Genomic DNA, 13,884 nt, shown 5'->3' on the forward strand with positions numbered 1-13,884 from the left:
TCAGGCGTGTGCCCTTCCGTTCAGGGGCTCGCGCGGGGCTTCCGGTGCAGCCGACGCGTCGGGCGGCGACGCCGTCGCATCCTCCGGCGACGGCGCGGCCGCGTGCCGGCCGTGCGGGCGGGCGCCGGCGCCGCCCCGACCGTGCTCGAGGTCGTCGAGCTCCTCGACGTCGTCGCGCCCGACGCCCTGCGGGCTCGGCAGTCCGACGTCGGTCGGCCCTTCCGCGGCGAGACGCGAGTGCCGATGCCCGTACGCGTAGTAGATGACGAGGCCGATCGCGAGCCAGACGACGAAGCGCACCCAGGTGAGCGTCGTGAGGTTGAGCATGAGCCACACGCACAGCGCGGCGGAGAGGATCGGCAGCACGGGCGACCACGGCACGCGGAAGCCGCGCGGCAGGTCCGGGCGCGTGCGGCGCAGGATGACGACGCCGATGCTCACGAGCACGAACGCCGAGAGCGTGCCGATGTTGATCATCTCCTCGAGCAGACCGATCTCGGAGAAGGCGGCCACGAGGGCGACGACGGTGCCGGCGATGATCTGCACGCGCGCCGGCGTCTTGTGCTTCGAGTTCGTCTTCGACAGCCAGCGCGGCAGGAGGCCGTCCCGGCTGAGCGCGAAGACGATGCGCGAGAGGCCGAGCAGGATGACCATGATGACGGTCGTGAGGCCGGCGAGCGCGCCGAACGAGATGACGCCCGCCGCCCACGGCTGGTCGAGCAGCCGGAAAGCCGTCGCCAGCGAGGGCGACTCCTCCTCGGCGAGCTCGGTGTACGGCACCATCCCCGTCATCACGATCGAGACGAGCACGTAGAGCAGGGTCACGACGCCGAGGCCGAGGAAGATGCCGCGCGGCAGCCGCTTCTGCGGTTCGCGCACCTCCTCGGCGCTCGTCGCGACGACGTCGAACCCGATGAAGGCGAAGAAGACGAGCGAGGCGGCGGCGAGCATCCCGAAGACGCCGTACTTGGCCGGCTCGGCGCCGCTGAACCAGGCGAAGAGCGATTGCGTCCAGACATCCGCGTCGCCGCCCGTCGTCGGCTCGGCCGGGGGGATGAACGGGGTGAAGTTCGCCGCGTCGACGAAGAAGAACCCGACGACGATGACGAAGACGACGATGAGGACCTTGATGATGGTGAAGACGGCGCCGACGCGGGCCGTGAGCTTCGTGCCGAGCACGAGCAGCACGGTGAACACGGCGACGATGAGGAAGGCGGGCCAGCTCACGGCGATGCCGCCGACGTCGATCGTCGCCGCGAGTTCGACGCCGACGGCATTGAGGGCTTCGCTCAGGTAGACGCCCCAGTACTTGGCGAGCACCGCGGCGGCGGTGAAGAGCTCGAGGATGAGGTCCCAGCCGATGATCCAGGCGAGGAGCTCGCCCATCGTCGCGTAGGTGAAGGTGTACGCCGACCCGGCGACGGGCACGGTCGAGGCGAACTCGGCGTAGCACATGATCGCCAGGCCGCAGGTGAGGGCGGCGAGCACGAACGAGAGGATGACGCTCGGGCCGGCGAAGTTCGCCGCCGCCTGCGCGCCGACCGAGAAGATGCCGGCGCCGACCGCGACCGCGATCCCCATGAGCGCGAGATCCCACGTGCCCAGCGTGCGCTTGAGACTCCGCTCCGCGTCGTCGGCGTCCGCGATGGACGCCTCGACCGATTTGACCCGCAGATTCATCGTTCCCCCTCGATGTCCCGGTCTCCCGACCATAGCGAGGGGTGCGCGGCCGCCGCGAGCCTCGCGGACACGCTCGCTGCAGTCTCGACGCGCGCGCGGCGGGGATCAGCGCACGATATGGAGGGCACGCGCCGCGTCGGAGAGCGAACCCGAGAGCGAGGGGTACACCGAGAACGCCTCGGCGAATTGGTCGACGGTGAGGCGGTGCTCGACGGCGAGCGCGAGCGGCAGGATGAGCTCGGAGGCCTTCGGGGCGACGATGACGCCGCCGATGATCGAGCCGGAGCCGGTACGGGCGATGAGCTTCACGAAGCCGTCGCGGATGCCCATCATCTTCGCCCGCGGGTTCGAGGAGAGCGGGAGCTTGAAGACCTCGCCCTGCGCGAGCCCCTCCTCCACCTGCTTCTGCGTCATGCCGACCGTGGCGATCTCGGGCTGGGTGAAGATGTTCGACGTGATGTCGCCGGAGTCCGGCGGATTGACGACGTCGCCCATGGCGTGCAGCACCGCCGTGCGACCCTGCATCGACGCGACCGAGGCGAGCGGGATGAACGTCGTGCAGTCGCCGGCTGCGTAGATGTTCGGCACCGAGGTGCGGGCGACGCGGTTGACGCGGATGTGGCCCGACTCGGTGAGCTGCACGCCCGCTTCCTCGAGGCCGATGTCGGCGGTGTTCGGGATCGCGCCGACCGCCATGAGGCAGTGGCTGCCGGCGACGGTGCGCCCGTCGGAGAGCGTCGCGACGACGCCGTCCCCGTCGCGGACGACCGACTCGGCACGGGACTTCGCGAGCACCCGCACGCCGTTGCGCTTGAAGACCTTCTCGAGCACCGCGGCGGCGTCGTGGTCCTCGCCCGGCAGCACCTGGTCGCGGCTGGAGATGAGCGTCACCTCGGCGCCGAGCGCCCGGTACGCCGACGCGAACTCGGCGCCGGTCACGCCGGAGCCGACGACGATGAGGTGCTCGGGGATCTCCGGGAGGGAGTAGAGCTGCGTCCACGTGAGGATGCGCTCGCCGTCCGGCACGGCCGTCGGGAGCACGCGCGGGCTCGCGCCGACGGAGACGACGATCGTGTCGGCCTCGATGCGGTCGAAGTCCGTGCCGCCCTTCGTCGTGGAGGCGATCACGGCGTTCGGCCCGTCGAGCCGGCCCTCGCCCTGGACGATGCGCACGCCGGCGTCGAGGAGGTTGGCGCGCATGTCCTCCGACTGGCGGGCGGCGAGGCGGAGCAGACGCCGGTTCACGGCGGCGAGGTTGATCGCCACCTCGGGCTTGGCGGCCTTGCCGTCCGCGCCTCGCACGAAGAACTGCACGCCGAGGTCGGCCGCCTCGGAGACGGCCAGCGCGGCCTCGGCCGTCGCGATGAGCGACTTCGAGGGCACGACGTCGGTGAGCACCGCGGCACCGCCGACGCCCACGCGCTCGATGAGGGTGACCTCCGCGCCGAGCTGCGCGCCGGTGAGCGCCGCCTCGTATCCGCCGGGGCCGCCGCCGACGACGGCGATGCGCTGCGTGCGCTCGAACTCATAGGCCATGGCTTCCATTCTTCCATCCGCCCGAAGTCCGGGCCGTCGCGGGCCGACCGTGCTCATCGGAGCATCCTCGGGACGCGCTCGGCGGGCCTCGATACGATGGCCGGATGACTGATGCGAACCCGCTCGACGACCCCGCGGTCAGCCCCTTCGACGTCGCCCGGCTCGCCGCCGATCGCATCGCCGAACTCACCGGCGCGGAGCACCACGACCTGGCGCTCACGCTGGGATCCGGCTGGGGCAAGGCCGCCGAGCTCGTCGGCGAGACGACCGCCGAGTTCCCCGCCACGGAGGTGCCGGGCTTCTCGAAGCCGGCGCTCGAAGGGCACGTCGGCACGATCCGCTCGATCCTGACGACCGACGGCAAGCGCGCCCTCGTGATCGGCGCCCGCACGCACTACTACGAGGGCCACGGCGTGCGCCGCGTCGCCCACTCGGTGCGCACCGCGGCGGCAACCGGCGCGAAGACCATGATCCTGACGAACGGCGCGGGCGGCATCAAGGAGCACTGGACTCCCGGCACGCCCGTGCTGATCTCCGACCACATCAACCTCACGGCCGACTCCCCGCTCGAGGGCGCGACGTTCATCGACCTCACCGACCTCTACTCGGCGCGGCTGCGCGAAGTGGCCCGCTCGATCGACCCGAGCCTCGACGACGGCGTCTACGTGCAGTTCCGCGGACCCCACTACGAGACGCCCGCGGAGGTGCAGATGGCGAAGACGATCGGCGGCCACATCGTCGGCATGTCGACGGCGCTCGAGGCGATCGCCGCGCGCGAGGCGGGCATGGAGGTCCTCGGGTTCTCGCTCATCACGAACCTCGCCGCCGGCATCTCGCCGACGCCGCTGAGCCACCAGGAGGTCATCGACGCCGGCCGCGAGGCCGAGTCCGTGATCAGCGCGCTCCTCGCGAAGGTCGTCGCGGCGATCTGACGCCGCCCACGCCCTCCCCCGATCCGAAAGGCTGCAGGATGACCGAGCCCACCGCCGACGTCGACGAACTCGTCGCCCGTGCGACCGCCTGGCGCGACCAGGACCCCGATCCCGAGACGCGCGCGGAGGTCGACGCGCTGCTCGCCGGCACGGCCGCCGGCGACCCCGACGCGATCGCGGACCTGACGGATCGCTTCGCCTCGAGGCTCGCGTTCGGCACGGCCGGGCTCCGGGGCCGCATCGAGGCCGGACCGAACCGCATGAACCGGGTGCTCGTCTCGCAGGCCGCCGCCGGGCTCGCCGCGTATCTCCTCGGCCGGGCGGAGGGCGCGACGCCGTCCGTCGTGATCGGCTACGACGGCCGCAAGAACTCCGAGGTCTTCGCCCGCGACACCGCCGAGCTCGTCGCGGGTGCGGGAGCACGGGCCGTCCTGCTCCCCCGGCTGCTGCCGACGCCGGTCCTCGCGTTCGCCGTGCGGCACCTCGGCGCGAGCGCCGGCGTGATGGTCACGGCCTCGCACAACCCGCCGCTCGACAACGGGTACAAGGTCTACCTCGGCGACGACGACCACGGCTCGCAGATCGTGCCGCCCGCCGACGGCGCCATCGCCGCCGAGATCGACCGCGTCGCGGCGACGATGCGGGTGCACGAACTGCCGCGGGCCGCGTTCGAGACGGCCGACGAGTCGGTCGTCGAGGCGTACGTCGCCGAGACCGCGGCGCTGCTCGCCGGGCCGCCCGCCGCCCAGCCGAAGGTCGCCTACACGGCGATGCACGGCGTGGGCTGGGAGACGTTCGCGGCGGTCATGGATGCCGCGGGCTTCGAGCGTCCGGCGACGGTCGCCGAACAGCTCCACCCCGACGCCGCGTTCCCGACGGTCTCCTTCCCGAATCCCGAGGAGCCGGGCGCGATGGACCTCGTGTTCGCCCGCGCCGCCGAGACCGGCGCCGAACTCGTCATCGCGAACGACCCGGATGCCGACCGGCTGGCCATCGGCATCCCCGACCCGGAAGCCGAGGGCGGGTACCGCCGCCTCGCGGGCAACGAGGTCGGGCTGCTCCTCGGGTGGCGGGGCGCGGAGCTCTCGGCACGGAGCCGGCGCCCCGGCGAGGGCACGCTCGCGTGCTCGATCGTCTCCTCGCCCGCGCTCGAGGCCGTCGCCGACGCGTATGGCCTGGAGTTCCGGGCGACGCTCACCGGCTTCAAGTGGATCTCCCGCGCGCCGAACCTCGTGTTCGGGTTCGAGGAGGCCCTCGGCTACCTCGTGAACCCCGGCACGGTGCGCGACAAGGACGGCATCTCCGCCGCCCTGGCGTTCCTCGAGCTCGCGGCCTCCCTGCAGGCCGAGGGCCGCACCGTCGCCGACCGGCTCGACGAGTTCGCCGCGAAGTTCGGCGCCGCGGCGTCCTCGCAGATCTCGATCCGCGTCACGGATCTCTCGCGGATCGGCGCGCTCATGACCCGGCTGCGCGACGAACCGCCAGCCGAACTCGGCGGCATCCGCGTCGAACGCATCGAAGACCTGGCGGACGGCTCCGACGAGCTCCCGCCCTCCGACGTGCTGCGCATCGTGCTCGCCGACGGGTCGCGCGTCATGGTGCGCCCGAGCGGCACCGAGCCCAAGCTCAAGGTCTACATCGACGCGCTGGCGACCGACGGCGACGTCGCCGAGCGCCGGGCCGCCGCGAACGCCGCGGTCGCGGCCATCGACGCCGCCATGCGCGAACTGCTCGTCTGATGCTGCGCCGCCGTCCCGCGATCGGCGGGACGGCGGCGCAGGACGGCGACGTCAGCCGATCGCGTCGATGAGCTTGTCGGCGATCTCGTCGACCGAGAAGTAGTTCTCGATGACGACGAGCTCGGCGTAGTTGCGCCCGATCGCCGCACGCACGGCCTCGACGAGCTCCGGCGACGTCAGGATGACCTGGGCGTCGGCCGCCTGGTCGGCGACGTGGGCGAGATCGCTCGCCGAGACGACGCCCCGCAGCCCCTCGCGGGCGATCGCCCGTTCGGCGTTCGTCTGCAGGATGGCCGAGGTGCCGATGCCGGCGCCGCAGACCGCCACGATCCTCATCGGGTCTCCTCCGTGCCGTTGCCCGCCGGCACCGCGCCGAAGAACGCCCGGACCTCGTCCGCGGAGCGCGCAGCGGCGAGGCGGTCGACGGCGGCGGGGTCGTTGAAGGCGTTCGCGAGGGCGGCGACGTGCGCGACGTGCGCGTCCGCCCCGGTCGAGGCGAGCGCGACGACGACGCGCACGGGGTCGTTGTGCACGCTGCCGAAGTCGACGGGCCGGGCGAGCGTCACGACCGCGAAGCCCTCGTGCCGCACGTCGGCGCCGGGCCGGGCGTGCGCGAGCGCGAGCCCTGGTGCGACGACGATGTACGGCCCGAGCTCGTCGACGACGGCGATCATGCGCGCCGTGTACCCCTCGGACGTCGCCCCGGAGCGCACGAGCGCCGCTCCGGCTGCCGCGACGGCGCCGCGCCAGTCGCCGACGACCGCGCCGACCTCGACGGCGGAGTCGGGGAGCACTGGTGCGGTCATCGGGCGGTTCTCGTCATCGTCGGTGCCGGGATGCTGCTGGCGGAACGGGGCCTCACGCCTCGTCGAAGCCGTCCTCGATGAGCTCGATGAGCTCTTCGCGATCCTCGATCGGCAGGAAGGCCGCCTCCGCGGCGTTGCGCTGGAACACCTCGAAGTCCGACAGGTCGTACCCGAAGGCGTCCGAGAGCAGCGCGAGCTCGCGCGAGAGCGACGTCGCGCTCATCAGGCGGTTGTCGGTGTTGACCGTGACCCGGAATCCGAGCTGGTAGAGCAGGTCGAACGGGTGGTCGACGAGCTCGTCGCCCCACGCCGCGATCGCCCCGGTCTGCAGGTTCGAGGACGGGCTGAGCTCGAGGGCGACGCGGCGGTCGCGCACCCACTGCGAGAGCAGGCCGAGCGACACGTAGCTGTTGTCCTCGTCCTGGCGCTCGACGACGATGTCCTCCGCGAGGCGCACGCCGTGGCCGAGTCGCAGGGCACGACCGTCGAGGAGGGCCGACCGGATCGACTCGAGGCCGTCGGCCTCGCCGGCGTGCACCGTCGTCGGGAAGAACTGGCTCGCGAGGTAGTCGAACGCCGTGCGGTGACGGCTCGGGAGGAAACCCGCCTCGGCGCCGGCGATGTCGAACCCGACGACGCCGCGTTCGCGATGGCGCACCGCGAGCTCGGCGATCTCGAGACCGCGGTCGGCGTGGCGCATCGCGGTGACGAGCTGGCCGATGCGGATGTCGTAGCCCGCGGCGTCGGCCGCGTCGAGCCCGTCCTCGATGCCGTCCTGCACCGCTTCCACGGCCTCGTCGAGGCTGAGGCCCCGGGCGAGGTGCTGCTCGGGCGCCCAGCGGAGCTCGCCGTAGATGACGCCGTCGGCCGCGAGGTCGAGCACCGACTCCTTGGCCACGCGGGCGAGGCCCTCGCGCGTCTGCATGACCGCCGTCGTCAGGTCGAACGTCTTCAGGTAGTCGACGAGCGAACCCGAGTTGGACTGGGCCTCGAACCAGTCGCCGAGCAGCTCGGCGTCGGTCGAGGGGACCTCCAGATCGAGCTCGTCGGCGAGCTCGATGATCGTCTGCGGACGGAGCCCCCCGTCGAGGTGGTCGTGGAGGGAGATCTTCGGGAGGGCACGGATGTCCGTGCCATCGCCTTCGAGCAGGTACTCGGTGTCGTCGGTCACGGGGACCAGCCTACTTGCGGGCGCTCCTCGAAGGCTTGGAATTCTCCGGGGCGGTCACTCGCCGTTCACCCTGGACGCGGATCAGGCGCGGATGCGGTCCGCGATGAGCGGCCCGCCGTCCTGCACGGCCTCCCCGGCGTCGCCGATGCGCCACGCGCCCTCGAGCGCGTCGAGCGCCCGCGGGAATCGAGCCGGCTCGTCGGCGGAGAGCGTGAAGAGCGGCTGCCCGGCCCGCACGGCGTCGCCCGGTTTCGCGTGGAGCTCGATGCCCGCGGCGTGCTGGACGAGGTCCTCTTTGCGGGCGCGGCCGGCGCCCAGGCGCCACGCGCCGATGCCGAACGGCAGCGCGTGCTGTTCGACGAGCACGCCGTCGCGGTCGGCGGTGACGACGTGGGTCTCGCGCGCCTGCGGCAGCGGGGCCGTCGGGTCGCCGCCCTGAGCCCGGATGACGGCGTTCCACTTGTCCATGGCACGGCCGTCGTCGAGCGCGGCCTCCACGTCGACGTCGGTCATCCCGACGAGGTCGAGCATCTCGCGCGCGAGCGCGACCGTCAAAGCGCGGACGTCCGACGGCCCGCCGCCGGCGAGCACTTCGACCGACTCCGCGACCTCGTTGGCGTTGCCGATCGCGCGCCCGAGCGGCACGTTCATGTTCGTGATGAGCGCGCTCGTCGCGACCCCGGCATCCGTGCCGAGCTCGACCATCGTGCGCGCGAGCTCCTTCGAGCGCTCGATGTCCTGCATGAAGGCGCCCGAGCCGAACTTCACGTCGAGCACGAGGGCGCCGGTGCCCTCGGCGATCTTCTTCGACATGATCGAGGACGCGATGAGCGGGATCGCCTCGACGGTCGCCGTCGTGTCCCGGAGCGCGTAGAGCTTGCGGTCGGCGGGCGCGAGGCCGGAGCCGGCCGCGCAGATGACGCCGCCGTCGGCCTCGAGCTGGGCGAGGATCTCGTCGTTGGACAGGCTCGCCCGCCAGCCCGGGATCGACTCGAGCTTGTCGAGCGTGCCGCCGGTGTGCCCGAGGCCGCGGCCCGAGAGCTGCGGCACGGCGACGCCGAAGACCGCGACGAGCGGCATGAGCGGCAGGGTGATCTTGTCGCCGACCCCGCCGGTCGAGTGCTTGTCGACCGTCGGCTTCGACAGGCCGGAGAAGTCCATGCGCTCGCCCGAGGCGATCATCGCGAGCGTGAGGTCGCGGATCTCGCGGCGCGTCATCCCGTTGAGGAACGTCGCCATGGTGAACGCCGACATCTGCTCGTCGGCGACCACGCCACGCGTGTACGCGTCGACGAGCCAGTCGATCTCGTCCGTCGCGAGCTCCCGACGGTCACGCTTGCCCTTGATGACGTCGACGGCGTCGAACGGCTCCACGGCGCTCATGCCGCACCTCCTTCGGCCGCGTACGCGGCCAGCGTGCGCGGACCGAACGCGTCGGGCAGCACCTCGTCGATGGTTTTGAAGCCCGACACGGTGTCGAGCACCATGCCCTCCGCGGAGTGCTCGAACAGGAGCTGGCGGCAGCGGCCGCACGGCATGAGCGTATTGCCGTGGCCGTCCACGCATGCGAACGCGACGAGCTTGCCGCCGCCCGACATGACGAGCGCCGAGACGAGCGAGCACTCGGCGCACAGCGTGACGCCGTAGCTCGCGTTCTCGACGTTGCAGCCGGAGACGACGCGGCCGTCGTCGACGACGGCGGCGGCGCCGACCGGGTAGTCGGAGTAGGGGGCGTAGGCCTTCGCCATCGCCTCGCGGGCACGCTCCCGCAGGAGCTCCCAATCGATCTCGGTCGCGCTCGTCATGAGCATCCTCCTGACCTTGCATCGATGCGGGGTCGGGGCCGCCCAAGGACGGCCCCGCGCATCAGGACTTGATGTACGGCTTTCCGGCGGCCGCCGGTCCGCGGATCTGCCCGGCGAAGCCGGCGACGGCGACGATCGTCACCACGTAGGGCAGCATCAGCATGAACTCGCTCGGGATCGGCGTGCCGAGGACCGTCAGCAGGTTCTGCAGGTTCGTCGCGAAGCCGAACAGCAGGGCGGCGAGCGTGGCGCGGATCGGGTCCCAGCGGCCGAAGATGACCGCCGCGAGGGCGATGAAGCCGAGGCCCGCCGTCATCTCCTTGCCGAACTGGGGCACGGACACGAGCGTGAAGTAGGCACCGCCGATGCCTGCGATGGCGCCCGCGAGCGAGACGTTCCAGAAGCGCGTGCGGTTGACGTTGATGCCGACGGTGTCGGCCGCCTGGGGGTGCTCGCCGACGGCGCGCAGGCGCAGCCCCCAGCGGGTGCGGTAAAGCGCCCAGGCCACGATCGCGACCGTCGCGTACATCAGGTAGACGATGAACGTCTGGTTGAACAGCACCGGGCCGATGATCGGGATGTCGCTCAGCAGCGGGATCTCGAGCCGATCGAAGCGCACCGGTCGGTTGAGCAGGGTCTCGTTCGGCACGAGCAGCGCGCCGTAGAGGAACCCGGTGAGCCCGGTGACCAGCACGTTCAGGACGACACCGACGATCACCTGATCGACGAGGTACTTGATCGAGAACGCGGCGAGGACGAACGAGACGAGCACGCCGCCGACCATGGCGCCGACGAGCCCGATGAACGGATTGTGGGTGAGGCTCGAGAGCAGCGCGGCCGAGAAGGCGCCGAGCAGCAACTGCCCCTCGATCGCGACGTTGACCACACCGGCCCGCTCGCCGATCACGCCGCCCAGGGCGCCGAACACGAGCGGCACCGAGAGCGACACGGCGCCGAACAGGAGGCTCGTCACCGGCACCAGCCCGTCGGCCGACGCCCACACGAGGAAGGCGAAGACGGCGAGGACGCCGAAGACGATCGTCAGCCAGAGCGCCGGACGCCGGTAGGCCCGTGCGTCGACGAAGGACCACAGCGCGAGCACCGCGAGCACCGCGACGAGGATCCAGCTCGTGGCCGCCGTGGGCAGTTCCGCGTCGGGCAGACCTGCACCGCCGAAGCGGAACGTGCTGGTGCCGTCACGCGGGACGAACAGGAAGAGCAGGGCGAGCAGGATCGTCGCCGCGGCGAGGACGATCGGCACCTTGAAGTGCCGCTCGCGCACCGTCGCGAGCTTGAGCGTGCCGTCGGCCGATTCCGCCGGAGCGAGCGCGGTCATGCTTCCACCGCCTTCTTCGCGGCCTTGGCTCTCGCCTTGGCGGCCTTCTCCTGATCGGTCTTCGGCAAGAAGAACACCGCGCGCAGCAGCGGCGGCGCCGCGATGAAGAGCACGATGAGCGACTGCACGACGAGCACGATGTCGACTGGGATCCCCTGCGCCTGCATCGAGAACGAGCCCGCCTTCAGCACGCCGAAGAGGATGCCCGCCACGAACGTGCCCCAGGCGCGGCTGCGGCCGAGCAGGGCGACGGTGATGGCGTCGAAGCCGATGCCGGCATCGATGTTCGCGGTGAAGCCCGTGGTCACCGAGCCCTGCACCTGGTTCATGGCCGCGAGCCCCGCGAGACCGCCGGCGAAGAGCATGGCGTAGATGTAGATGCGCTGCACGCTCACACCCGCCGCGCGCGCGGCGTGCGGGTTCTCGCCCACGGCGCGCATGCGCAGGCCGAGGCTCGATCGCTCGACGACCCACCAGACCAGGACGGTCGCCAGGATGACGATGACGAAGCCCCAGTCCAACTGCGGGAAGCTCGGGCCGAGCAGTTCGGGGAACTGCGCGGTCTCGGGCGTCGCCTCCGAGATCGGCTGGTTCGTGCCCTCGCGCTGCAGCAGGCCCGGCGTGCGGACCATCCAGAGCAGCAGGTAGTAGGCCACGTAGTTGAGCATGATCGTGAGGATGACCTCGTGGGCGCCGGTGCGGGCCTTGATGAGGCCGACGAGCCCGCCCCAGAGCGCACCGCCCAGGATGCCGAACAGGAGCGTCAGGGGCAGGTGGATCCACATCGGCAGTTCGAGGTTGAACGTGAACAGCGCCGCGAACATCGCGCCGATGAGCATCTGGCCGCGGGCGCCGATGTTGAACAGGCCGACGCGGAACGCGAGCGCGACGCCGAGACCCGCGGCGATCAGCGGGGCGGCGAAGCCGAGGGCGTTCGTGAACGGACGGATCTGCGTGACGAAGTCGTCGGCGCGGTAGTTGAAGATCGCGCCGCGGAACAGCGCGTCGTAGCCGCCGTAGACGGCGGACCAGATCGCGGCGAAGGTGTCGCCGGGGCGGGCGAAGAAGTACCCCGCCGCTTCCTGCACGTCTTCGTCGGTGAAGGCGATGAGGATGCCGCCGATGATCATGGCGAGCACGATCGCGAGGATCGTCGTCACCGCGTTGCCGCGCAGGATCTCCTTGATGACGACGTTCGAGCGGGGAGGCGGCGGCTCGTCGCCGACCAGCGGTCCCGAGACCGGTGGCAGCTGTTCGGGGGGCAGCCCTCTCGACGCGTCCTCGGCTCCAGGCGTCGTCTGGCTCATGCGGCCACCTCCGGGTCGGCGGCGCCGGCCATCATGAGGCCCAGCGTCTCGCGGGATGTGTCGCCGGGGACGATCCCGACGACGGCGCCGCGGTACATGACGGCGATACGGTCGGCGAGCGCGACGACCTCGTCGAGCTCGGTGGAGACCACGACGACCGGGATGCCCGAGTCGCGCGTCTCGATGATGCGCTTGTGGATGAACTCGATCGAGCCGACGTCGACGCCGCGCGTCGGCTGGGCCGCGACGAGCAGCCGGAGGTCGCGGCTCAGCTCGCGCGCGATGACCACCTTCTGCTGGTTGCCTCCGGATAGGGTTCCGGCGAGCGTCGCCGGACCCTGCGCGCGGATGTCGAACTCGGCGATGCGGTCGCGCGCGAACGCCTCCATCGCGCCGCGGCGGAGCGTGCCGCCCCGGGAGAACGCCTTGTCGGCGGAACGGTCGAGGATGAGGTTCTCCGAGATCGGGAAGTCGCCGACGAGGCCGTCGACCTTGCGGTCCTCGGGCACGAAGCCCACGCCCTCGTCGAGGATGGCCTTGACGCTCTGCCCGACGAGCTCCGTGCCGTTCAAGCGGATCGATCCCTCGACGCGCGCCGCGATCCCGACGATCGCCTCCACGAGCTCGGTCTGCCCGTTGCCCTGGACGCCGGCGACGGCGAGCACCTCCCCCGGCCGGACGTCGAAGTTGACCGCATCGACGACGATCTGGCCGGTCGGCGTCAACACGCGGAGATCGCGCACCTCGAGGCCGCCCTCGCCGATCGTCGGCGCCTCCTTGCTGACGGTCAGCTCGACGGCGCGGCCGACCATGAGGGAGGCGAGCTCGGCGTTCGTCGCGGTGGGCTCGGCCTCGCCGACGACCTTGCCGAGCCGGATCACCGTGATGCGGTCGGCGACCTCGCGCACCTCGCGGAGCTTGTGGGTGATGAAGACGATCGCGGTGCCCTCGTCGCGCAGCTGCCGCATGATCGCCATGAGCTCGTCGGTCTCCTGCGGCGTCAGCACGGCGGTCGGCTCGTCGAAGACGAGCACCTTCGCGTCGCGGGCGAGCGCCTTGATGATCTCGACGCGTTGCTGCACGCCCACCGGGAGGTCGCCGACGAGGGCGTCCGGGTCGATCTGGAAGCCGAAGCGCGCGGCCACCGAGCGGACGTGCTCCCGCGCCTTCGCGATGTCGAGCGCGCCGATCCCCTTGGTGGACTCGTGGCCGAGCATCACGTTCTCGGCGACGGTGAAGACCGGGATGAGCATGAAGTGCTGGTGCACCATGCCGATGCCCGCGGTCATGGCGTCGCCCGGACCGCGGAAGTGCTGCGTGACGTCGTCGAGGAGGATCTCGCCCTCGTCGGCCTGGTACAGGCCGTACAGGACGTTCATGAGGGTGGACTTGCCCGCGCCGTTCTCGCCGAGCAGCGCGTGGATCTCACCGGGTCGGACCGTGAGATCGATGTGGTCGTTGGCGACGAGGGTGCCGAACCGCTTCGTGATGCCACGGAGTTCGAGCTTCATATCTGCACCTTATCGGGACGCTGGCGCACCCAGCAGGTGCGATCTGATCAGTCCGCCCACG

General features: G+C 71.3%; 12 protein-coding genes. 2 read left to right on the forward strand and 10 right to left on the reverse strand.

Going from position 1 to position 13,884, the window contains the following annotated elements:
• Entirely contained in the window at positions 1 to 1,680 is a 1,680-nt protein-coding gene (locus GB864_RS11930) for an APC family permease (protein ID WP_160425324.1), read from the reverse strand.
• Positions 1,681 to 1,785: 105 nt separating this feature from the next.
• Complete coding sequence (locus GB864_RS11935; protein ID WP_160425326.1) at positions 1,786 to 3,216, reverse strand: NAD(P)H-quinone dehydrogenase; 1,431 nt, start codon at positions 3,214 to 3,216, stop codon at positions 1,786 to 1,788.
• A 104-nt stretch (positions 3,217 to 3,320) separates the two neighbouring features.
• Between GB864_RS11935 and GB864_RS11940 the strand changes: the two genes are divergently transcribed.
• Together GB864_RS11940 and GB864_RS11945 are read left to right on the forward strand one after the other, a co-directional pair.
• Complete coding sequence (locus GB864_RS11940; protein ID WP_160425329.1) at positions 3,321 to 4,148, forward strand: purine-nucleoside phosphorylase; 828 nt, start codon at positions 3,321 to 3,323, stop codon at positions 4,146 to 4,148.
• 38 nt (positions 4,149 to 4,186) lie between these two features.
• Positions 4,187 to 5,887 (forward strand): phospho-sugar mutase, encoded by a 1,701-nt coding sequence (locus tag GB864_RS11945; RefSeq protein WP_160425332.1) that lies wholly within the window; start codon positions 4,187 to 4,189, stop codon positions 5,885 to 5,887.
• Between the two features lie 51 nt (positions 5,888 to 5,938).
• On the opposite strand, the gene GB864_RS11950 is transcribed toward GB864_RS11945, so the two are convergent.
• The 8 genes from GB864_RS11950 to GB864_RS11985 all read right to left on the reverse strand — a co-directional run bounded on the left by GB864_RS11950 (position 5,939) and on the right by GB864_RS11985 (position 13,823).
• Positions 5,939 to 6,223, reverse strand: coding sequence for a PTS sugar transporter subunit IIB (locus GB864_RS11950; RefSeq protein WP_160425335.1), 285 nt, complete (start codon positions 6,221 to 6,223; stop codon positions 5,939 to 5,941).
• Positions 6,220 to 6,693, reverse strand: a complete 474-nt coding sequence (locus tag GB864_RS11955; RefSeq protein WP_160425337.1) for a PTS sugar transporter subunit IIA — start codon at positions 6,691 to 6,693, stop codon at positions 6,220 to 6,222. Before GB864_RS11955 ends, GB864_RS11950 begins: the two co-directional genes overlap by 4 nt.
• 52 nt (positions 6,694 to 6,745) lie before the next feature.
• Positions 6,746 to 7,864 carry an adenosine deaminase gene (locus GB864_RS11960; protein ID WP_160425339.1) on the reverse strand — a complete coding sequence of 373 codons (1,119 nt, stop codon included), beginning with the start codon at positions 7,862 to 7,864 and terminating at the stop codon, positions 6,746 to 6,748.
• Positions 7,865 to 7,945: 81 nt separating this feature from the next.
• Positions 7,946 to 9,247, reverse strand: coding sequence for a thymidine phosphorylase (locus tag GB864_RS11965; protein WP_160425341.1), 1,302 nt, complete (start codon positions 9,245 to 9,247; stop codon positions 7,946 to 7,948).
• A complete protein-coding gene (locus GB864_RS11970) occupies positions 9,244 to 9,669 on the reverse strand; it encodes a cytidine deaminase (protein ID WP_160425343.1) in 426 nt (141 codons plus the stop codon). Before GB864_RS11970 ends, GB864_RS11965 begins: the two co-directional genes overlap by 4 nt.
• Positions 9,670 to 9,730: 61 nt before the next feature.
• Complete coding sequence (locus GB864_RS11975) at positions 9,731 to 11,005, reverse strand: ABC transporter permease (protein ID WP_160425345.1); 1,275 nt, start codon at positions 11,003 to 11,005, stop codon at positions 9,731 to 9,733.
• Positions 11,002 to 12,312, reverse strand: coding sequence for an ABC transporter permease (locus GB864_RS11980; RefSeq protein WP_160425348.1), 1,311 nt, complete (start codon positions 12,310 to 12,312; stop codon positions 11,002 to 11,004). The genes GB864_RS11975 and GB864_RS11980 overlap by 4 nt, the downstream gene beginning before the upstream one ends.
• On the reverse strand, positions 12,309 to 13,823 hold the full coding sequence (locus GB864_RS11985; RefSeq protein ID WP_160425350.1) for an ABC transporter ATP-binding protein: 1,515 nt from the start codon (positions 13,821 to 13,823) through the stop codon (positions 12,309 to 12,311). Before GB864_RS11985 ends, GB864_RS11980 begins: the two co-directional genes overlap by 4 nt.
• Positions 13,824 to 13,884: the final 61 nt, after the last annotated feature.

It is taken from the genome of Agromyces seonyuensis, from assembly GCF_009789225.1.
GTDB classification, from domain to species: domain Bacteria; phylum Actinomycetota; class Actinomycetes; order Actinomycetales; family Microbacteriaceae; genus Agromyces; species Agromyces seonyuensis.

Coding starts and splice junctions, on each gene's coding strand:
- GB864_RS11950 (WP_160425335.1), bottom strand. CDS start 6,223: ATGAGGATCGTGGCGGTCTGCGGCGCCGGCATCGGCACCTCGGCCATC.
- GB864_RS11940 (WP_160425329.1), top strand. CDS start 3,321: ATGACTGATGCGAACCCGCTCGACGACCCCGCGGTCAGCCCCTTCGAC.
- GB864_RS11930 (WP_160425324.1), bottom strand. CDS start 1,680: ATGAATCTGCGGGTCAAATCGGTCGAGGCGTCCATCGCGGACGCCGAC.
- GB864_RS11955 (WP_160425337.1), bottom strand. CDS start 6,693: ATGACCGCACCAGTGCTCCCCGACTCCGCCGTCGAGGTCGGCGCGGTC.
- GB864_RS11935 (WP_160425326.1), bottom strand. CDS start 3,216: ATGGCCTATGAGTTCGAGCGCACGCAGCGCATCGCCGTCGTCGGCGGC.
- GB864_RS11970 (WP_160425343.1), bottom strand. CDS start 9,669: ATGACGAGCGCGACCGAGATCGATTGGGAGCTCCTGCGGGAGCGTGCC.
- GB864_RS11945 (WP_160425332.1), top strand. CDS start 4,187: ATGACCGAGCCCACCGCCGACGTCGACGAACTCGTCGCCCGTGCGACC.
- GB864_RS11975 (WP_160425345.1), bottom strand. CDS start 11,005: ATGACCGCGCTCGCTCCGGCGGAATCGGCCGACGGCACGCTCAAGCTC.
- GB864_RS11985 (WP_160425350.1), bottom strand. CDS start 13,823: ATGAAGCTCGAACTCCGTGGCATCACGAAGCGGTTCGGCACCCTCGTC.
- GB864_RS11980 (WP_160425348.1), bottom strand. CDS start 12,312: ATGAGCCAGACGACGCCTGGAGCCGAGGACGCGTCGAGAGGGCTGCCC.
- GB864_RS11965 (WP_160425341.1), bottom strand. CDS start 9,247: ATGAGCGCCGTGGAGCCGTTCGACGCCGTCGACGTCATCAAGGGCAAG.